Source organism: Comamonas trifloxystrobinivorans, assembly GCF_043359985.1.
Classification (GTDB): Bacteria; Pseudomonadota; Gammaproteobacteria; order Burkholderiales; family Burkholderiaceae_C; genus Comamonas; species Comamonas trifloxystrobinivorans.
The window spans coordinates 81,472-99,049 of the sequence record NZ_JBHZGV010000017.1 but is presented as its reverse complement, the minus strand read 5'-3'; the positions used below and the strand labels follow the sequence as shown (position 1 = coordinate 99,049).

The following is a 17,578-nucleotide window of genomic DNA, read 5'->3' as shown; positions in this document are numbered from 1 at the left end:
CCACATCCAGCGTCCCCGACCGCCCCGCGAAGCGGGGCAATCGGGGCAACCTGCGGCCACAGCAAACGCCGGCGTGCAGACGAACTCACTCCGCGCCAAGGCGCTCCGTTCAAACAGCGTCTGCAAGTCAGAGCACGAAGTTTGGCTGTCCTTCGGCAGCCAAACCGCCGGCGTTTGCTGCGTCCGCAGGCGCTGGCTGAAAGGGGTGGGGACATCCAACAGCCGAAACAGCCAACGGCCTGCGAGAGTGGCGCTGATTAATGGGCGGCGCGCGTGGAGTTTAACGAGGGTGCCTGAGTGTTCACACCGTCTGCGCCACAAAGCGCGTGCTCGGCTCCATCAGCTGCGCTTGCTCGGCAATCAGCGGCAGATCGCGCGAACCGGCAGCGGTGGCCTTGACCAGCGAGTACAAGGTGGCGGTGGCCAGCTCCAGCGCTTGTGGCAGGGATTTGTTGGCCACCAGGTGGCCCAGCAAGGTGGCGGCGAATACGTCGCCCATGCCGTTGGGCAGCGGGTGCAGGTCGATTTTGGGCGTGCGCACCAGCCAGGCACCTTGGCCGTTGACGGCCAGTGTGCCGAGTTCGTTGCCGGGGATGTCGGGCGTAGCCAGGCTGGTGATGACGATGCTCTCCGGGCCGCGGCCGCGCAGTTGGCGGGCTACGGCCACGGCTTCGGGCACGCTGGTGAGTTTGGTGCCGGTGAGCAGCTCAAACTCGAACTGGTTGGGCGTGATGGTGTTGGCGAACGGGATCGCCTGGTCGCGCAGAAAATCGGGGATCGCGGGGTTGACGAAGAGGCCGCGGCCCACGTCGCCCATGACCGGGTCGCACAGATAGCGCAGCTGCGGGTTGGCGTGGCGGATGTCGTTGACGGCTTCCAAAATGGCGGCGCCCGTGTCGGCATTGCCCAGGTAGCCCGAGAGCACGGCTGCCACTTTTTGCAGCACGCCGCGCTCGCGCAGGCCGGTGAGGATGTCGCGGATATGCTCGGCGCTCAGGATCTGGCCGCGGAACTGGCCGTAGCCAGTGTGGTTGGAAAACAGCACCGTGTGCACCTGCAGCACCTCAAAGCCCATGCGCTGCAGCGCAAACACCGCCGCCGAATTGCCCACATAGCCCCAGGCGACATGGGATTGGATAGACAAAATGACGGGGTTCGCGGTGGTGGTGCTCACGGATCAGTCCTCAAAAAAACGGCGGTGGAACAGGTGGCGGCTATTGTGCGCCAGCGGCCAGCCACTCCTGCTTGAGCTGCTGCAATAGCTGTGCAGCCGGCAGGGCCCGCGCCTGCGCTACGCCTTGGCCAGCCCAGAGCGACAGGTACTGCGCATCGCCAGCGGCACCGGCGAGTTTGCGCAGTGCGCCAGTCAGTGCGTTCTGCACCGGGTAGGCGGGAATGTCGGCCTCTTGTGGCTCCAGCGCGTTGATCATGGCATTGCGAATGCCGCGTGCAGGCCGGCCCGAGATGGTGCGTGTGGTGACCGTGTCGGTTGCCTTGGCACTGGCGAGCGCGGCGCGGTAGGCGGCGTTGATGGCCGATTCGGGGCACACCAGAAAAGCCGTGCCCATTTGCACCGCTTGCGCGCCCAGCGCCAAGGCGGCGGCCATGCCAGCGCCGTCCATGATGCCGCCGGCCGCGATCACCGGCACTTGCAGCTGCAGCACGCAGTCGCGCACCAGCGGCAAGGTAGACACCATGGACGAAGCGTAGTCCGCCAAAAAAGTGCCTCGGTGGCCGCCGGCTTCGCAACCGCTGGCAACCACCGCGTCTGCGCCCACGGTTTGCCAGGCCAGTGCTTCGGCGACCGTGGTGGCCGTGCCCCAGACCTGGCAGCCAGCGGCGTGCAGGCGCTGTACTTGCTCGGCGCTCAGAATGCCGAAAGTGAAGCTGGCCACGGCGGGGCGGCATTCGATCAGGGCGTCGAGCTGCTGCACAAAATCTTCGCACCACTGCGCGGGCAGCGTAGGCTCGGCGCCAAAACGGGCGTAGAGCGGCGCCAGGCGCTGCATGGCTTGCTGCAGGCTCGCCGCGTCAGGCTCGGGCGTGGCTTGCACAAACAGGTTCATGGCAAAAGGCCGGTCGGTTTGTGCGCGCACGGCAGCAGCGGCTTCGCGCATGGCTTGCGGCGAGCGCATGCCGCAACCGAGCGAGCCCAGACCGCCGCCGGCTGACACGGCTGCGGCGAGCGCCGGGCTGTCCGAACCCGTCATCGGGCCTTGGATGAGGGGCAGCGACAAGCCCAGTTGGTTTGGCAAAGAGGAAGGCATTCGGGTCTCCGGTTCAAATCGAATCTGGCTAAACCACAGCGCTGGCTGTGGCCGCATGGTGCGCCTGCAAGGTGGCCTGCAACTGCGCGGTGGCCGGCGTCTGGTAGCCGTGGCGCGTGACGAACATGGTGGTGCAAGGCGGCAGTGGCTCGGTGCGAACGGGCAGCAGATCGCGCTGCATATCGAGCACTGCCTGCGGCGCAACCGCCACAGCGCTGCCTGCGGCCACGGTGGCAAGAATGGCGTGGTACGAGTGCAGTTGCAGCACTTGCGCGGGCGCGCCGCCGTGTTGCTGCAACCAGTCTTCGCCAATGCGGCGGTAGGTGCAGCCTTCGGAAAAAGCGGCCAGCGTGCTGGGCGCATGCCCCGGCGTGCTGTCGGCAGGCAGCAGCAGGCGCAGCGGCTCGTGGTAGAGCGGCGTCAGGTCGAGCGGCAGCGGCTCGTCAACATCGGGCGGCGGCCAAGCCACCAGCGCGGCGTCGAGCTGGTGCTCCAGCACCTGTTCCACCAATTGGCGCGAAGGCGCGGTGGACAGCGCCAAGCGCACATCGGGGTGGCTGCGGTGGTATTGCGCCAACGGCTGGGGCAGGCGGGCGGCGGCGGTGCTTTCCATCGAGCCCAGGCGCAGGCGGCCGCTGGGCATGTGGCTGCGCAGCGTTTGCTCGGCTTCTTCGGCCAGCGACAGCAGTTGCTCGGCGTAGCGCAGCAGGCGCTGTCCCTCGGGCGTCAGCACCATGCGGCGGGCCTCGCGTACAAAAAGCGCTACGCCCAGCGATTCTTCGAGCTGCTGCACGCGCGTGGTCACGTTCGATTGCGCACGCCCCAGCTGCTGCGCGGTGCGCGTGATGCTGCCACTGGCAGCAACCTGCTGAAAGATGGCAAGCGAGGCAAGGTCAAGCATGGTGGCTCTCCAAGGTCTATCTTTTTTTGAGATGTTAATTTACCATTCAATCACTTAAAAAGATAGATAACCGCCATGACCCGCTCTGTTTCTGCGCCCGCCACCGCACCGGATACCGTCTCTGCCAACGCCGCCGCCTGGAGCCAGCGCCCTTGGCTGGTGGCCATTGCCGGCATGGTGGCCATGGCTTCGGCCATGGGCGTGGGGCGTTTTGCTTTTACGCCGCTGCTGCCGATGATGCTGCACGACGGCACCATCACGCTGGCCCAAGGCAGCTGGTTGGCCATGAGCAACTACCTGGGGTATTTTGTCGGCTCGCTGGTTTGCATGGCGCTGCCCTGGGTGGCGCCGGGCGTGGTGCGGCGCTGGCACCCATCGCGCATGGTGCATTGGTGGTTGTTTTTCACTGCGCTGCTGACGGCCGCCATGGCGCTGCACTGGCCGGCGGGCTGGCCGGCGCTGCGCTTTGTCTCGGGCGTGGCAAGCGCGGTGGTGTTTCTCAACATCACGCTGTGGTGCATGTCACAACTGGCGCATTTGGGGCGGCCGGCCATCAGCGGCCTGCTGTTTTGCGGCCCGGGCATCGGCATTGCGGTTACCGGTTTGGCCACCAGCGGCATGGTGGCTGCGGGCTGGCATGCCGTCAGCGGCTGGTTGCTGTTTGCGCTGCTGGCTTTGTTGTTTTGGGCGTTGGTGTTGCCCGTGGTGCGCGGCCCGCTGGCGCCGCCGCCCGTGGTTGCCAGCACCGGCCAGCCCGCGCCCCGCGCTGCCGAAGGCCCGCTGGACCGCGCCTTGCTCACGCTGGCCTACAGCTTTGCCGGCCTGGGCTATATCGTGACGGCTACCTATCTGCCGGTGATCGCCCGTGGCGCGCTGCCCGCCGGCTCGGTCTGGCCCGATCTGTTCTGGCCCATGTTTGGCGGTGGCGTGGCACTGGGCGCCTATCTCTCCACCCATGTGCCCGCGCAGTGGGACAGGCGCAAGCTGTTGATGGCGGGCTACAGCCTGCAAGCGTTGTCGATTGCCATCAGCTACCTTTGGCCCACGCCGCTGGGCTTTGCCGCAGGCAGCATTTTGCTGGGCTTGCCTTTCACCACCCTCACTTTTTTTGCGTTGCAGGAAGCGCGGCGCATCTGGCCTGAAGCTATCAGCAGCTTCCCCGGTCTGATCACCGCCGCCTACGGCCTGGGCCAGATCATCGGCCCGCCGGTGGTTGCCTACATGTTGGCCCACAGCGCCAATACGCAGACGGGTTTTGCCTATGGGCTGGGCGTGGCGGCGTTGGCGCTGGTGCTGGGCGTGCTGCTGTTTGGCTGGATGCTGTGGCGGCATCCTCATAAGCGCTGAGCGTCTGGCGCTCGCAGAAATTCAGCCGTTTGCCGGGCGCGCTGGGCCCGGTCTGCGCAGCGCCATGATCTTCATCAATGTGCCTGACTCTGGTTTTACCTTCGGGTAAACTCCGGGCCGCAAACGTTTGCGCCTGTGCAAACATGCGGCTTCTCGCGGTTTCTGTGCCGCGGGCTGTGAACCCTTTGCCCTTCCCACTGGAGACATACATGCGCTTTTCCCGCCGTACCCTGTCTGCTGCGCTGGCCCTGGCTTGCGTAGCTGGTTTCACCCACAACGCCGTGGCTGCTGACAAGCCCAAGGTGGCGCTGGTGATGAAGTCGCTGGCCAACGAATTCTTCCGCACCATGGAAGACGGCGCCAAGGCGCACCAGAAAGCCAACGCCGCGCAGTACACGCTGGTGGCCAACGGTATCAAGGACGAGACGGACACGGCCGCCCAGATCAAGATGGTGGAGCAGATGGTGGCGCAGCGCGTGAACGCCATCGTCATTGCGCCGGCTGATTCCAAGGCGCTGGTGCCCGTGCTCAAGGCCGCTGCCGACAAGGGCGTGCTGGTGGTGAACATCGACAACAAGCTCGACGCCGACGCGCTCAAGAGCAAAGACCTGAACGTGCCTTTCGTCGGCCCCGACAACCGTGCCGGCGCCAAGCTGGTGGGTGATTACCTGGCCAAGCAGATCAAGGCGGGCGACAAGGTGGCGATTGTGGAAGGCGTCTCCACCACCTTCAATGCCCAGCAGCGCACCCTGGGTTACCAGGACGCGATGAAGGCCGTGGGCGCCAACGTGGTGGGCGTGCAATCGGGCCAGTGGGAAATCGACAAGGGCAACACCGTGGCCGCTGGCATGCTGCGTGAGAACCCCGATCTGAAGGCAATTTTGGCCGGCAACGACAGCATGGCGCTGGGTGTGGTGGCCGCAGTGAAGGCTGCTGGCCGCACGGGCAAGGTGCAAGTGGTGGGTTACGACAACATCGCCGCCATCAAGCCCATGCTGAAAGACGGCCGCGTGCTGGCCACGGCCGACCAATATGCGGCCAAGCAAGCCGTGTTCGGTATCGAGATTGCGCTCAAGGCCCTGGCCGCCGGCCAAAAGCAAAGCGATCTGCCTGCCGAGGTGAAGACCGACGTGGCCCTGGTCACCAAAGACAGCAAGTAAACCAGCCCCATGAACAGCGCTGTGACCGCACAGACAGGCGCGCCGCGCGTGCGCCTGCACAACATCGGCAAGGCTTACTCGGGCACCACGGTGCTCGAAGGCGTGAGCCTGGATCTGCTCGCCGGTGAGGTGATGGCGCTGACGGGCGAGAACGGCGCAGGCAAAAGCACCTGCTCCAAAATTTTGTGTGGTCTGGTCGACCCTTCGCAGGGCAGCATGCAGCTGGACGGCCAGGCCTACGCGCCCACTTCGCGACGCGATGCTGAGCGCCACGGCGTGCGCATGGTGATGCAAGAGCTGGGGCTGATCCCCACCTTGTCCGTAGCCGAGAACCTGTTGCTCGATCGCCTGCCCAACCGCATGGGCTGGCTCGACCACGCGAGCATGCGCGAGCTGGCGCTGCAGCAGCTGGCCAAGATCGGCATGACCGATATCGACCCCGACACGCCGGTGGCGCAGCTGGGCATTGGCCAGCAGCAGATGGTGGAGATTGCCCGCAACCTGCAAGACGACACGCGCGTGCTGGTGCTCGACGAGCCCACCGCCATGCTCACGCCCAAAGAGACCGAGCATTTGTTCGAGCAGATCGATCTGCTCAAGGCCCGTGGCGTGGCCTTGGTCTATGTCTCGCACCGCTTGGAAGAGCTGCAGCGCATTGCCGACCGCGTAGCCGTGTTGCGCGATGGCCGCCTGGTCGATGTGCGGCCCATGGCCGGCGTGCAAGAGCATGAGCTGGTCGAACGCATGGTGGGCCACGCCGTGCAAGACAACGAAGGCCGCCCGCGCCGCACCCGGGGTGCGCTGCGCATGGTGGCCAAAAACATGCAGCGCGGCAAGCTGGTGCGCGGCGTCAGCCTGGAGCTGTACTCGGGCGAGATTCTGGGTTTGGCCGGCCTCGTCGGCTCGGGCCGGACCGAGCTGGTGCGCCTGCTGTTTGGTGCCGACCGGGCCGATAGCGGCGAAATCCAATTGCACACGCCGCAAGGCGCGGCGGCCGCTACCACCAAGGTGTCGCCGAACTGGTCGAACCCGGTGCAAGCCATCCGCGCCGGCATCGGTCTGGTCACCGAAGACCGCAAATCGCAAGGCTTGCTGCTGTCGCAATCGATCCGCGCCAACACCACCTTGGCCGGTATTGGCAAGGTGGCGCGTGCGGGCTGGTTGCAGCTGGCGCACGAGGCCGAGGTGGCGCGTCACTTTATCGACCGGCTGCGCATTCGCTCGCGCGGGCCCGAGCAATCGGTGGCCACGCTCAGCGGCGGTAACCAGCAAAAAGTGGTGTTTGCCCGCTGGCTGCACCAGCCTTGCGATGTGTTGTTGCTCGACGAACCCACACGTGGTGTGGACGTGGGCGCGCGCGCCGATATTTATGACGAAGTCGACCGCATGTGCGAAGACGGCAAGGCCGTGCTGATGGTCTCCAGCGATCTGCGCGAGCTGATGGCCATGTGCGACCGCATCGGCGTCATGCACAACGGCCAGCTGGTCGCGGTGTTCGAGCGCGGCCAGTGGACCGACAAACAATTGCTCGCCGCTGCCTTTGGCAACGCCGACAGCGCTCCGGCTGCGGCCTGAGCAATCCCCTATTTTGAGAGAGCAGGCGAGAGGAAGAGAAGCCATGACAACCCCAACCCATGTCCAGCCACGGCCCGCTGGCGCCGCCGCGCCCGCGGGCTTCATGCAAGCCTGGGGCACCTATGTAGGCCTGCTGGTGGTGCTGATCGGCATGGTGGCGCTGTTCAGTTTTCTGAGCGAGTATTTCTGGAGCAAAGAGACCTTTGTCACCATCGCCAACGAGATCCCGGCGCTGGCGGTCATGGCTGTGGGCATGACCTTCGTGCTCATCCTCGCCGGCATTGATCTGTCGGTAGGCTCGGTGCTGGCGCTCTCGGCCGCCGTGGCGGCGCAGGCCATTCTGGTCTGGGGTTTGAACCCCTGGGCGGCCGGCTTGCTGGGCCTGCTGACCGGCTTGCTGTGTGGCGCTGTCACGGGCGCGGTATCGGTGGCCTGGCGCTTGCCCAGCTTTATCGTCTCGCTGGGCATGCTGGAAGCCTTGCGCGGCGGCGCCTATCTGGTGACCGACTCGCGCACCCAGTATGTGGGCGATGCGATCTCGGGCTTGGCCGCGCCCATTGTGGACGGCGTATCGGCCGCATTTTTGATTGCGGTGGCGATTGTCATCATCGGCCAGATCGTGCTCACGCGCACCGTGTTCGGCCGCTACATCATCGGCATCGGCACCAACGAAGAAGCCATGCGCCTGGCTGGTATCGATCCGCGCCCGATCCGCATCACCGTCTTTGCGCTGACCGGCTTGCTCGCCGGTTTGGCCGGCCTCATGCAATCGGCTCGCCTGGAAGCGGCTGACCCCAATGCCGGTACCGGCATGGAGCTGCAAGTGATTGCCGCCGTGGTGATTGGCGGCACCAGCCTGATGGGCGGCCGCGGCTCGGTGATTGCCACTTTCTTTGGCGTGCTCATCATTGCCGTGCTTGAAGCTGGTTTGGCCCAGGTCGGCGCCAGCGAACCGGCCAAGCGCATCATCACCGGCGCGGTGATCGTGGTGGCCGTGATCATTGACACCGTGCGCCAGCGCCGCGCTGCGCGCCGAGGTTGAAGCCATGGCGATGACCAGTATCAAAGACGTGGCGCGCCTGGCCGGCGTGTCGGTCACCACCGTCTCGCACGTGCTCAACAAAACCCGGGCAGTGAACCCCGGCACGCAGGCGCGGGTGATGGCGGCCGTGCGCACCCTGGGCTATGTACCCAGCGCAGTGGCACGCAGCCTGAAAATGAACGCCACGCACACCATCGGCATGCTGGTACCCAACAACTCCAACCCCTACTTTGCCGAGCTGGTGCGGGCGGTGGAAGACGCCTGCTTTGACGCCGGTTATGCGCTCTTGCTGTGCAATACCGACGACGATGTAGAGCGCCAAAAGGTCTACCTCGACGTGCTGGCGCAAAAGCGCGTGGACGGCCTGGTCGTAGCCTCGACCAGCGACGACGCGCAGATGTCGCAACTGCTGGCACAGACAAGCATCCCGATGGTGCTGATCGATCGCGCCATCGCCGGGTTGGAGCGCCCCTGCGTGCAGACCGACCACGTGCAAGGCGGCATGCTCGCCACCAACCACTTGCTGGCGCTGGGCCACCAGCGCATTGCCTGCATTGGCGGGCCCGAGCAACTGCATTCCAGCGAGCAGCGCGTGCAAGGCTGGCAGCAGGCCATGCGCCAGGTGGGCATGTGCCCGGATCTGCTGGTGTACGGCGATTTCAGCGTCAACGGCGGCTACCTGGCCATGCGCACCTTGCTGGCTGCAGCGCCGGCAGCGCGGCCTACCGCTGTGCTGGCCTGCAATGATTTGATGGCCATGGGCGCTTTGCGCGCCGTGCATGAATTCGGTCTGCGCGTGCCACAAGATGTAGCCGTGGTGGGTTACGACGATATCGAACTGGCCAGCTACACGCAGCCGCCGCTGAGCACGGTGGCGCAGCCGGTCAAGGCCATGGCGCAGCAGGCGCTGGCCTGGTTGCTGCAAGGCATGCAGGCTGACAAAACGCGGCCCGCCACCTCGGCAACGCAATTGCTGGTGCCAGCGCTGGTCACCCGCGCCAGCAGCAAGCCGGCGGCCCGGCCGTCGATGCAAACTTTGAGTGGAGGTGTGGTGTGAATGCACCCATTCTGAGCCAGGCACCGCGCATGGTGGTGCTGGGCAGTCTGAACATGGATCTGGTGCTGCGCGTGCCACACATGCCGCGTGCGGGCGAGACCATGCTGGGCCAGTCGCTCACGCAAGTGGCAGGCGGCAAAGGCGGCAACCAGGCCGTCAGCTGTGCGCGCCAGGGCGCGGCGGTGACGCTGCTGTCTTGCGTGGGCGAAGACGCTTATGCCGAGCAGTTGCTGGCTGGTTTGCTGACCGACCATATCGACGTTCAGCATGTGCAGCGCAGCAGCTTGGTGGGTACGGGCGTGGCCGTCATCAGCGTGGACGATGCGGCGCAAAACCAGATCGTGGTGGTGCCCGGCGCCAACGATTTGCTGCACGTGCCCGAGGCGTTGCTGGAGCGCTTGCTGCGCGATGCCGCATATGTGGTGCTGCAGCTGGAAACGCCGCTGGCCGAGGTAGAACAAGCGCTGCGCGTGGCACGCCGCGTGGGCTGCAAAACGGTGCTCAACCCTTCGCCCATGCAGCCTTTGCCGGCGCACTGGTGGCCGATGGTCGATCTGCTGGTGGTGAACGAAAGCGAAGCCACGCAGTACAGCGGCCTGCCCGTAGACGAGCCGCAAACTGCCGCGCAAGCCGCACGCCAATTACAGGCGCTGGGCGTGGCGCAAGTGGTGGTTACGCTGGGCGCCAATGGTGCGGTTACTTGCAACGCACAAGGCACTACGCACTGGCATGAGGCCGTGCGCGTACAAGCGGTAGATACCACGGCGGCGGGCGACACGTTCTTGGGCGCGCTGACGGTGCAACTCGCATCCGGCACCGCACTGGACGAGGCCACCCAGTGGGCCATGCGCGCTGCGAGCATCTGCGTCACCCGCGCTGGCGCGCAACCATCGATTCCTTTTTCTGCAGAAGTCGGCAGCACCACGCAGCCGACCCGCTGGAGCCCGTTATGAAACGCAACCCTCTGCTCCACATCGAGCTGTCCCAAGTCATCGCCAGCATGGGCCATGGCGACGTGCTGGTGATCGGCGATGCCGGCCTGCCCGTGCCGCCCGGCGTGCGCCGTATCGACCTGGCTTTGTGCCAGGGCGTGCCTACGGTCGAGCAGGTGTTGAAAGCCGTGCTGAGCGAGCTGCAGGTAGAGCGCGCCGTGGTGGCGCGCGAGAGCCTGTCTGCCAGCGGCGCAACGCCCAGCTGGTACGCGCAACAAGTGCCGCTGTTGCCAGCAGCGCCGCAGGTGTTGTCGCACAACGAGTTCAAGACATTGACGCGCCAAGCGGTGGCGGTGGTGCGTACGGGTGAGTTCACGCCGTATGCCAACGTAGCGCTGGTGTCGGGCGTGGTGTTTTAAAAAACGGCGCCGGACCTGTCCGCGCGCGACTGCTTCAGCCCTTTGCTGTAAAGCAAAACAAGACAAGTAACACGGTCGCATGATGCTCTCTATTTGAGAGCAAACATGGCCCGCAAATTTCCTCTTCAACCGGCGCACCCTGAACGCATTTGCTGGGGTTGCGAGCAATACTGCCCGGCACGCGATATGGCTTGTGGCAATGGTTCAGAGCGCACGCCGCACCCTGCGGAATTATTTGGCCCGGATTGGTACGGCAGCGCTTTGCCAGACGGTGCTGCGCCGCTGGCGGAAGCAGCGGCGCAGGCTTGAAAAAATAAACGTTCTTAGTCTTTGTGCAGCGGCACTTGGGCTGATGCCAACGGCATTTGCAGCACAAACACCGCGCCGCCGCCTTCGCGGGCTTCGCAGTGTACGGTGCCGTCGTGGCGCTCGGCGATGGAGCGCACCAGGGCCAGGCCCAGGCCTACGCCGCCGTTGCGCTCGCTCGCGCCGGGCATGCGGTAGAACGGTTCAAAAATGCGGTCGCGCTGGTCCAGCGGCACGCCGGGGCCGCGGTCGGCCACGCGCACTTCGGCGTAGCCGTTGTGTTGCACCAAAAACAAGGTGATCGGGCCGGGGCTGTAGCGGCGGGCGTTTTCCAGCAGGTTGCGGATGGCGCGGCGCACCAGCTTGGCGATGCCGCGTACCTCCATCTCGCCTTCGGCCTGCACCTCCAGCTCGGCGTCGATGCGGGCGCATTCCTCGGCGCACAGGCCTATCAGGTCGATCAGCTCGGTGGTGCCGACATCGGCCACGCGTGAGTCGAGGCGGCTGGCCAGCAAGATCTCATCGACCAGCTGGTCCAGCTCGGCGATATTGCGCTGGATCTCTTGCTTGAAGCTGGGCGAAGGCTTGTCGCCCATCAGCTCCACGCCCATGCGGATACGGGTGAGCGGGCTGCGCAGCTCGTGCGACGAATTGGCCAACAGCGATTTGTGCGATTGCACCAGCGTCTCGATGCGCGCCGCCGCCGCGTTGAACTGCTGGGCCAGTTCGCCCACTTCGTCGTTGCCGCGCACGTCGACGCGCACCGACAAATCACCGTCGCCAAACTGCTTGACGCCTTGGCGCAGGCGCTCCAGCCGGCCCATCAGGCGGCGAATGATCGGGAACACGCCCACGATCACCACAATGCCAATGAGCCCCAGCATCCAGAAAAAGCCGAACGGCGGCTTGACCCAGAACCACCACGGCCCCAGGTTGGGCGGAGGCCGGTGCGGGCCACCACGCTCGCCCCGATCCGAGCGGCGCGAGAGCTCCATCTCGTAGATGCGGCCCGATTCGTCCTCCAGCTGGTAAACCACTTTGTCGCCGGGCTCGCTGGGCTGGCGCACGGCCAGGCCTTGCAGCAGCGGCGTGCCGTCGGCGTTGCGGATGCTGATTTCGCGCGTGGGCGGTTGCAGCGGCGTGGCGTTCTTCTCGGCCGCTACCTGCCAGGCCCAGCCGATCACCAGAATGAGCACAGCCACCCCGCCGACCACGGTGAGCCAGATGCGCAGGTAAAGCCGCTCGGCAAAGTACTTGTACAGCTGCATGGTGGAAAAGCGATGGCCTGTGCCTGGAGTCGGTTGGGGCATCAATCCTGTTGCTTGGCGAAGACGTAGCCGACGCCGCGCACGGTCAGAATGCGGCGCGGGTTTTTCGGATCGGCTTCGATGGCGGCGCGGATGCGGCCCATGTGCACGTCGATGGAGCGGTCAAAGGCTTCGAGCTCGCGGCCGCGCACGGCTTCCATGATCTGGTCGCGGCTGAGCACGCGGCCGGCGCGCTCGGCCAGGGTGACGAGCAGGTCGAACTGGTAGCTGGTCAAGTCGGCCAGGCGACCGCCGACGGTGACCGTGCGGGCGTCGCGGTCGATCTCCAGGCTGCCAAAACGCAGCACCTGGCTGGGCTGCAGGCTGGTGCTGCCACCATCGCCACGGCGGCGCAAGATGGCGCGGATGCGGGCCAGCAGCTCGCGCGGTTCAAAAGGCTTGGGCAGGTAATCGTCGGCGCCGACTTCGAGGCCGATCACGCGGTCCATCGGGTCGCCCTTGGCGGTCAGCATCAGGATCGGCACCTGGGCGGCCGGGCCGCTGAGCGTGCGGATGCGGCGGCAGACTTCGAGGCCGTCGATATCGGGCAGCATCAGATCGAGAATCACCAGATCGGCGGCCTGGCCACTGGCCGGCTCTTGCAGCGCCTGCAAGCCGCTGTTGCCGTCGGCCATGTGCGTGACCTGCAGGCCCGACTGGCTCAGATACTCGCTCACCATATTGGCCAAGCGCTCGTCATCTTCGATCATCAACAGGTGGTGGGTATGCATCGCAGTCATAGAGTGGGCGGCGGGAACCGCAGAGTACTACCCGCGCATGCTCGCATGCCGGAGTGGCCTGGGCTTGTCCCTTCCGTAAAGTTTGGTAAACCGGCTCAGCCCTGGGCCGCTGGCGCGCTGTGCACCGCATGCACGCGCGAGGCCAGCCACACCAGTACCAGCACCGGCAGGCCGAGCAAGGCGGTGGAGGTGAAGAACTGGGCGTAGCCAAAGCTGTCCACATAGGCGCCGGAGAAACCGGCAATCCATTTGGGCAAGAGCATCATCATCGAGCTGAACAGCGCGTACTGCGTGGCCGAGTAGTTCACGTTGGTGAGGCTCGACAGGTAGGCGATGAAGGCGGCCGAGGCAATGCCGCCGGCCAAGTTGTCGGCCGAGACCACGGCGATCAGCCCGGCCAGATCATGCCCACGCGTGCTGAGCCAGGCAAACAGCAGGTTGCTGGCGGCCGACAGTATGGCGCCCAGCATCAGCACCCGCATCACGCCGATGCGCATGGAGATCACGCCGCCGATAAAGGCGCCCACCAAGGTCATGATCACGCCAAACACCTTGCTGACGCTGGCCACCTCGGCCTCGGTGTAGCCCATGTCCACATAGAAAGGGTTGGCCATGATGCCCATCACCACGTCGGAGATGCGGTAAATGGCGATCAGCCCCAGAATCAGAATGGCGTGCCAGCCATAGCGCTTGATGAAATCGGCAAACGGTGCCACCAGCGCCTCGCGCAGCCACTCTTGCGCATTGCGCGCCGGGGCCAGCACCTTGGCCGCTGGCTCGGGCGAGAGCAGCACGGTGACCACGCCCACCAGCATCGAGGTCGCCATCACCGTGTAGGCAAAGCCCCAGGCGCTGCGCTGGTAGTCGCCCGCATCGGCTTTCAGGCTGAAAGCCACCAGCCACAGCACGCCGGCGCCGGCCCAGATCATGGCGATGCGGTAACCGGTCTGGTAAGTGGCGGCCAGCGCGGCCTGTTTGTCGGCGGCGGCGGACTCGATGCGGTAGGCATCGAGCGCAATGTCTTGCGTGGCCGAGCCAAAGGCCACCGCCAGCGCGCACCAGACGATATGGTTCAGGTTGGCCTGCGGATCAGACCAGGCCATGCCCAGCAAACCGCCTATCACCAGGCACTGCGCGAGCAGCAGCCAGCTGCGCCTGCGCCCCAGCCAGCGGTTGAGCAGCGGCAGCGGCAGCCGGTCGACCAGCGGCGACCACACCCATTTGAAAGCGTAGGCCAGGCCCACCCAGCTCAGGTAGCCGATGGTGGTGCGGTCAATGCCCGCCTTGCGCAGCCAGAAAGACAAAGTGCCCAGCACCAGCAGCAGCGGCAACCCGGCCGAAAAACCCAGCGCCAGCATGCGCAGGCTGGCCGGTTCGGTATAGACCCGAAAGGTCTCGGCCCAGGAGCGGCGGGCGGGGGAGGGTGTGTCAGCCATGCAGGAGCGTGCCGGAGAGCGGATCAGACCGGCCTAGGAAAGTGGTTCAGCAGTGCGTCAATATACTGCCGAAAACGCTGGCGGCAGCGCTGGCCCGTGTGTGCGGATCTGCGAGCCCCCGGGGAGGCTCTTACAATCACGCAAAGCTTAAAAGGTAACTGGATGACATCTGCCACCCACTGGATAGACGATGCCCTGTGGTCGCGCTCGCTGAACTACGATCTGGCCCGCGCCATGGTGGGGCAGACGCTGCAGTTTTTCTGGGGTGATGCGCAGGGGCAAACCCATGTGGCGCTGCTGCAAGTGGAGGCCTGCCATGAGGGGGCGAGCACTGCGAGCATGCAACAGTTCAGCCTTGATCTGTCAGGCCCGGCAGAGCCTTTGTTGCCGCAGCAGACCTACCGGGTGCGGCATGCGGAGCAGGGCGATTTTGCCGTCATGATCACGCCCGTTGCCCGGCAGGCCGATGGTTTTGTCTACCAGGCCGCCTTCAGCCATGCCCGTTGAGTTGCCAGCCAGCTTGCAGGTCGATGGCCTGGTTTTGCGCAGCGTGCGAGAGGCCGACTATCCCTTTTTGCGCAGCGTTTACCGCGACGTGCGCCGGCAAGAGCTGGCACCCACCGGCTGGCCGCAGGCGGTGCAGGACGCGTTCTGTGATTCGCAGTTCGGTTTGCAGGACCGCCACTACCGGGCCCACTATCCGCATGCGCGTTTTTATGTGATTGAGCGGGGGGATGTACCGATCGGCCGCATCTATATCAGTGATGCGCCTGAGCTGCTGATCTTGATGGAGGTGTCCTTGCTGTCCAGCGAGCGCGGGCAAGGCCATGGCACCACTTTGCTGCGCTGGCTGACCGGTTTGGCTGACGCCAGCCAGCGCCCGGTCCGCCTGCATGTGGAGCCCGACAACCCGGCCAAGCGCTTGTATGAGCGCCATGGTTTTGTGGCCCACGAAACGGACGGTCCCTACCAGCGCATGCTGCGCCCGGTGAGCCGTTGAGAGCTTGTTGCTCGGCTCAGCCGCGGTGAAACACCGCTTCCAGCCGGCGCCCTTGGGCATCGTTGGGGCTCAAAAACACCAGGTGCTCTCCCAGGGCAGGGTGAGAGAGCTGGCAGGTGTTTTGGCTGAAGCCGCCTGCCGATTCGAACACGGCGCGGAAGGAGCGTTCTTGGTCCGTGCCCGGGCCCAGGCTGTCAACGGCCAGCAATTGGACAGAAACCGGGCTTTGCCCTGCGGCACTGACCGAGAAGCGCTCTCCCAGCAAGGCCTGCAAATGGCTGCGACGCAACTCCGGCTGCGAGGTTGCCGGGCTGCTGGCCCAGGCTGCGGCCGTGGTGGCAGGAGCGACGCCGGCCGCTGACAAAGACCCTGCCGCTTTTAAAAATCCACGTCGGTCAGGCATGTGCATCAGGGCTCCCGCAGATGTAATTTGTTGCAGAAAATCAGCTACTGTGTGTAAACTCAGCGACATTATCAACCAATGTGAACTTTTAGTCACCCCCGATCATGGCCACGCCGTACCTTGGTGAAATCAGAATGTTCGCTGGCTCAAGGCTCATAGAAGGCTGGGAGTATTGCAATGGCCAGCTCCTGAGCATTTCCGAATATGACGCCCTGTACAACCTGCTGGGCACCACCTATGGCGGAGACGGACAGACCACTTTTGGGGTACCCGATCTGCGCGGGCGAATCCCCGTTCATCAGGGCACATTGCCTGGCGGTCAAACTTACGTGATAGGCCAGAAACTCGGTGTTGAGGAGGTCACGGTGCTGATCAATCAGATGCCCGGACATACACACAGCTTGCAGGCAAGCTCTGGAACCGGGTTTGTGGCCTCACCGGGCAATGCTTTTTTTGCCGGCCACCGCGACCACAAGGTGTTTGCCAGCACAACGCCCAATGGCACGACCACGCTCAACTCGCAAGCGGTCTCTTCTGCCGGAGGTAATCAGCCTCACGAGAACATGCCGCCCTTTTTGTGCGTGAATTTCATCATCGCCGTCTTCGGCATCTACCCGAGTCAAGGCTAATGGCTGATTATTTCCTGGGCGAAATTCGCGTCTTTGGCTTTGCCTTTCCGCCAAAGAATTGGGCCGCCTGCAATGGGCAGCTACTGTCCATTTCACAAAATCAGGCACTGTACGCACTGCTTGGCACCGACTACGGCGGCAACGGAACTACCAATTTCGCGCTTCCCGATCTTCGGGGACGCACGCCCTTGGGAACTGGGCAGTCGCTGTATGGCTCAAACTTTACAAACGGCCAGGTGGGAGGACAGGAGTTCGTTACCTTGATCACGCCCAATCTTCCCCAACACGTGCACACCCCGATCAATGCGAGCAATGCTCCCGGAGATCGAACGACAGGCGCGAACGCTTTTCCTGCTGCAGCACGCGGACACTACGCACCCAGCGCCGACACGGTTTTAGCCTCATCTGCTTTGTCCACCACCGGCGGCAACTTACCGCATGAGAACAGACCGCCTTTGTCGGTGCTGAATTTCTGCATTGCAACTTCAGGCATTTTCCCTTCGAGGAATTGAGAACATGGCAGATGCATTCACTGGCGAAATCCGGATTTTCGGATTCACGTTCCCCCCGTACCAATGGGCGAGCTGCGTGGGGTCACTCCTTCCCATTCAGCAGAACACCGCTTTGTTTTCAATTATCGGCACCACCTATGGTGGCAATGGTACGAGTAACTTCGCGCTTCCCAACCTGAGTGGAAATTTTCCGATGCACTTTGGCCAAGGGCCTGGCTTGAGCTCGCGCAGTCATGGAGAAAGCGGTGGCGTCACCCAAGTCACACTGCAGTCCACCCAAATGCCTGCACACACCCATCTGCTCACTGCTGGCAATCAGGGTAATGCGGCATCTGCCACCGCGTCCGGTAGTGTGATTTTGGGCAGTGCGCCAACGCGGCCCTATGCCAGCGCGCCAGGTCAGTCGGTCGCCATGAATTCTCAAGCCATTGGCATCGCGGGCAACACCCAGGCCCATGAAAACATGCCGCCTTACCTGGCCATGAATTTCTCCATTTGTCTCAACGGCGTGTTTCCTCAGATCAAAGTACCGAGTACACCATGAT

General features: G+C 64.4%; 20 protein-coding genes. 13 read left to right on the top strand and 7 right to left on the bottom strand.

What is annotated here, in order from left to right; all coding sequences use genetic code 11:
• Positions 1 to 301 precede the first annotated feature (301 nt).
• Genes pdxY through ACFIQF_RS19945 form a run of 3 tightly spaced genes read right to left on the bottom strand, consistent with a single transcriptional unit; the run spans position 302 to position 3,168 of the window.
• Complete coding sequence (gene pdxY, locus ACFIQF_RS19955; protein WP_393945388.1) at positions 302 to 1,174, bottom strand: pyridoxal kinase PdxY; 873 nt, start codon at positions 1,172 to 1,174, stop codon at positions 302 to 304.
• Positions 1,175 to 1,214: 40 nt separating this feature from the next.
• Positions 1,215 to 2,267: an NAD(P)H-dependent flavin oxidoreductase gene (locus ACFIQF_RS19950; protein WP_393945387.1), complete on the bottom strand. Its 1,053-nt coding sequence runs from the start codon at positions 2,265 to 2,267 to the stop codon at positions 1,215 to 1,217.
• A 28-nt stretch (positions 2,268 to 2,295) separates the two neighbouring features.
• The gene (locus ACFIQF_RS19945; RefSeq protein ID WP_393945386.1) at positions 2,296 to 3,168 is read right to left on the bottom strand and encodes a LysR substrate-binding domain-containing protein; all 873 of its coding nucleotides are present in this window, start codon (positions 3,166 to 3,168) and stop codon (positions 2,296 to 2,298) included.
• Between the two features lie 75 nt (positions 3,169 to 3,243).
• Here ACFIQF_RS19945 and ACFIQF_RS19940 point away from each other — a divergent pair, with 75 nt between their 5' ends.
• The 8 genes from ACFIQF_RS19940 (at position 3,244) to ACFIQF_RS19905 (ending at position 11,009) form a co-directional block, all read left to right on the top strand.
• Positions 3,244 to 4,515: a YbfB/YjiJ family MFS transporter gene (locus tag ACFIQF_RS19940; RefSeq protein WP_393945385.1), complete on the top strand. Its 1,272-nt coding sequence runs from the start codon at positions 3,244 to 3,246 to the stop codon at positions 4,513 to 4,515.
• A gap of 209 nt (positions 4,516 to 4,724) precedes the next feature.
• Positions 4,725 to 5,675, top strand: coding sequence for a sugar ABC transporter substrate-binding protein (locus tag ACFIQF_RS19935; RefSeq protein WP_393945384.1), 951 nt, complete (start codon positions 4,725 to 4,727; stop codon positions 5,673 to 5,675).
• A 9-nt stretch (positions 5,676 to 5,684) separates the two neighbouring features.
• The gene (locus tag ACFIQF_RS19930; RefSeq protein WP_393945383.1) at positions 5,685 to 7,250 is read left to right on the top strand and encodes a sugar ABC transporter ATP-binding protein; all 1,566 of its coding nucleotides are present in this window, start codon (positions 5,685 to 5,687) and stop codon (positions 7,248 to 7,250) included.
• 103 nt (positions 7,251 to 7,353) lie between these two features.
• Positions 7,354 to 8,292: an ABC transporter permease gene (locus tag ACFIQF_RS19925; protein ID WP_393945392.1), complete on the top strand. Its 939-nt coding sequence runs from the start codon at positions 7,354 to 7,356 to the stop codon at positions 8,290 to 8,292.
• Between the two features lie 4 nt (positions 8,293 to 8,296).
• Positions 8,297 to 9,349, top strand: a complete 1,053-nt coding sequence (locus ACFIQF_RS19920) for a LacI family DNA-binding transcriptional regulator (protein ID WP_393945382.1) — start codon at positions 8,297 to 8,299, stop codon at positions 9,347 to 9,349.
• The gene (gene rbsK / locus ACFIQF_RS19915) at positions 9,346 to 10,302 is read left to right on the top strand and encodes a ribokinase (protein ID WP_393945381.1); all 957 of its coding nucleotides are present in this window, start codon (positions 9,346 to 9,348) and stop codon (positions 10,300 to 10,302) included. The genes ACFIQF_RS19920 and rbsK overlap by 4 nt, the downstream gene beginning before the upstream one ends.
• On the top strand, positions 10,299 to 10,700 hold the full coding sequence (rbsD, locus tag ACFIQF_RS19910) for a D-ribose pyranase (RefSeq protein WP_393945380.1): 402 nt from the start codon (positions 10,299 to 10,301) through the stop codon (positions 10,698 to 10,700). The genes rbsK and rbsD overlap by 4 nt, the downstream gene beginning before the upstream one ends.
• A 105-nt stretch (positions 10,701 to 10,805) precedes the next feature.
• The gene (locus ACFIQF_RS19905; protein ID WP_393945379.1) at positions 10,806 to 11,009 is read left to right on the top strand and encodes a DUF3079 domain-containing protein; all 204 of its coding nucleotides are present in this window, start codon (positions 10,806 to 10,808) and stop codon (positions 11,007 to 11,009) included.
• A 14-nt stretch (positions 11,010 to 11,023) separates the two neighbouring features.
• Here the strand turns inward: ACFIQF_RS19905 and ACFIQF_RS19900 are convergent, their stop codons facing one another.
• The 3 genes from ACFIQF_RS19900 to ACFIQF_RS19890 all read right to left on the bottom strand — a co-directional run bounded on the left by ACFIQF_RS19900 (position 11,024) and on the right by ACFIQF_RS19890 (position 14,489).
• A complete protein-coding gene (locus ACFIQF_RS19900; protein WP_393945391.1) occupies positions 11,024 to 12,274 on the bottom strand; it encodes a HAMP domain-containing sensor histidine kinase in 1,251 nt (416 codons plus the stop codon).
• Between the two features lie 41 nt (positions 12,275 to 12,315).
• The gene (locus ACFIQF_RS19895; RefSeq protein WP_393945390.1) at positions 12,316 to 13,044 is read right to left on the bottom strand and encodes a response regulator; all 729 of its coding nucleotides are present in this window, start codon (positions 13,042 to 13,044) and stop codon (positions 12,316 to 12,318) included.
• Between the two features lie 104 nt (positions 13,045 to 13,148).
• A complete protein-coding gene (locus tag ACFIQF_RS19890; RefSeq protein WP_393945378.1) occupies positions 13,149 to 14,489 on the bottom strand; it encodes an AmpG family muropeptide MFS transporter in 1,341 nt (446 codons plus the stop codon).
• A 162-nt stretch (positions 14,490 to 14,651) separates the two neighbouring features.
• Between ACFIQF_RS19890 and ACFIQF_RS19885 the strand changes: the two genes are divergently transcribed.
• Together ACFIQF_RS19885 and ACFIQF_RS19880 are read left to right on the top strand one after the other, a co-directional pair.
• Complete coding sequence (locus tag ACFIQF_RS19885) at positions 14,652 to 14,996, top strand: DUF6916 family protein (protein ID WP_393945377.1); 345 nt, start codon at positions 14,652 to 14,654, stop codon at positions 14,994 to 14,996.
• Entirely contained in the window at positions 14,986 to 15,489 is a 504-nt protein-coding gene (locus ACFIQF_RS19880) for a GNAT family N-acetyltransferase (protein WP_393945376.1), read from the top strand. The genes ACFIQF_RS19885 and ACFIQF_RS19880 overlap by 11 nt, the downstream gene beginning before the upstream one ends.
• 16 nt (positions 15,490 to 15,505) lie before the next feature.
• On the opposite strand, the gene ACFIQF_RS19875 is transcribed toward ACFIQF_RS19880, so the two are convergent.
• Positions 15,506 to 15,892 (bottom strand): DUF6916 family protein, encoded by a 387-nt coding sequence (locus ACFIQF_RS19875; protein WP_393945375.1) that lies wholly within the window; start codon positions 15,890 to 15,892, stop codon positions 15,506 to 15,508.
• Between the two features lie 104 nt (positions 15,893 to 15,996).
• Here ACFIQF_RS19875 and ACFIQF_RS19870 point away from each other — a divergent pair, with 104 nt between their 5' ends.
• The 3 genes from ACFIQF_RS19870 to ACFIQF_RS19860 are packed head-to-tail and all read left to right on the top strand — an operon-like array spanning position 15,997 to position 17,577.
• Entirely contained in the window at positions 15,997 to 16,521 is a 525-nt protein-coding gene (locus ACFIQF_RS19870; RefSeq protein ID WP_393945374.1) for a phage tail protein, read from the top strand.
• Positions 16,521 to 17,033 carry a phage tail protein gene (locus ACFIQF_RS19865; RefSeq protein WP_393945373.1) on the top strand — a complete coding sequence of 171 codons (513 nt, stop codon included), beginning with the start codon at positions 16,521 to 16,523 and terminating at the stop codon, positions 17,031 to 17,033. The genes ACFIQF_RS19870 and ACFIQF_RS19865 overlap by 1 nt, the downstream gene beginning before the upstream one ends.
• A gap of 4 nt (positions 17,034 to 17,037) precedes the next feature.
• Positions 17,038 to 17,577: a phage tail protein gene (locus ACFIQF_RS19860; protein WP_393945372.1), complete on the top strand. Its 540-nt coding sequence runs from the start codon at positions 17,038 to 17,040 to the stop codon at positions 17,575 to 17,577.
• Position 17,578 lies beyond the last annotated feature (1 nt).

What these genes read in the sequence shown, in the direction of transcription:
- ACFIQF_RS19950 (WP_393945387.1), bottom strand. Translation starts at nt 2,267, where the DNA reads ATGCCTTCCTCTTTGCCAAACCAACTGGGCTTGTCGCTGCCCCTCATC.
- ACFIQF_RS19885 (WP_393945377.1), top strand. Translation starts at nt 14,652, where the DNA reads ATGACATCTGCCACCCACTGGATAGACGATGCCCTGTGGTCGCGCTCG.
- ACFIQF_RS19890 (WP_393945378.1), bottom strand. Translation starts at nt 14,489, where the DNA reads ATGGCTGACACACCCTCCCCCGCCCGCCGCTCCTGGGCCGAGACCTTT.
- ACFIQF_RS19870 (WP_393945374.1), top strand. Translation starts at nt 15,997, where the DNA reads ATGGCCACGCCGTACCTTGGTGAAATCAGAATGTTCGCTGGCTCAAGG.
- ACFIQF_RS19865 (WP_393945373.1), top strand. Translation starts at nt 16,521, where the DNA reads ATGGCTGATTATTTCCTGGGCGAAATTCGCGTCTTTGGCTTTGCCTTT.
- ACFIQF_RS19935 (WP_393945384.1), top strand. Translation starts at nt 4,725, where the DNA reads ATGCGCTTTTCCCGCCGTACCCTGTCTGCTGCGCTGGCCCTGGCTTGC.
- ACFIQF_RS19920 (WP_393945382.1), top strand. Translation starts at nt 8,297, where the DNA reads ATGGCGATGACCAGTATCAAAGACGTGGCGCGCCTGGCCGGCGTGTCG.
- ACFIQF_RS19895 (WP_393945390.1), bottom strand. Translation starts at nt 13,044, where the DNA reads ATGCATACCCACCACCTGTTGATGATCGAAGATGACGAGCGCTTGGCC.
- ACFIQF_RS19880 (WP_393945376.1), top strand. Translation starts at nt 14,986, where the DNA reads ATGCCCGTTGAGTTGCCAGCCAGCTTGCAGGTCGATGGCCTGGTTTTG.
- ACFIQF_RS19905 (WP_393945379.1), top strand. Translation starts at nt 10,806, where the DNA reads ATGGCCCGCAAATTTCCTCTTCAACCGGCGCACCCTGAACGCATTTGC.
- ACFIQF_RS19925 (WP_393945392.1), top strand. Translation starts at nt 7,354, where the DNA reads ATGCAAGCCTGGGGCACCTATGTAGGCCTGCTGGTGGTGCTGATCGGC.
- ACFIQF_RS19875 (WP_393945375.1), bottom strand. Translation starts at nt 15,892, where the DNA reads ATGCCTGACCGACGTGGATTTTTAAAAGCGGCAGGGTCTTTGTCAGCG.
- ACFIQF_RS19945 (WP_393945386.1), bottom strand. Translation starts at nt 3,168, where the DNA reads ATGCTTGACCTTGCCTCGCTTGCCATCTTTCAGCAGGTTGCTGCCAGT.
- ACFIQF_RS19940 (WP_393945385.1), top strand. Translation starts at nt 3,244, where the DNA reads ATGACCCGCTCTGTTTCTGCGCCCGCCACCGCACCGGATACCGTCTCT.
- ACFIQF_RS19860 (WP_393945372.1), top strand. Translation starts at nt 17,038, where the DNA reads ATGGCAGATGCATTCACTGGCGAAATCCGGATTTTCGGATTCACGTTC.
- ACFIQF_RS19930 (WP_393945383.1), top strand. Translation starts at nt 5,685, where the DNA reads ATGAACAGCGCTGTGACCGCACAGACAGGCGCGCCGCGCGTGCGCCTG.
- rbsD (WP_393945380.1), top strand. Translation starts at nt 10,299, where the DNA reads ATGAAACGCAACCCTCTGCTCCACATCGAGCTGTCCCAAGTCATCGCC.
- ACFIQF_RS19900 (WP_393945391.1), bottom strand. Translation starts at nt 12,274, where the DNA reads ATGCAGCTGTACAAGTACTTTGCCGAGCGGCTTTACCTGCGCATCTGG.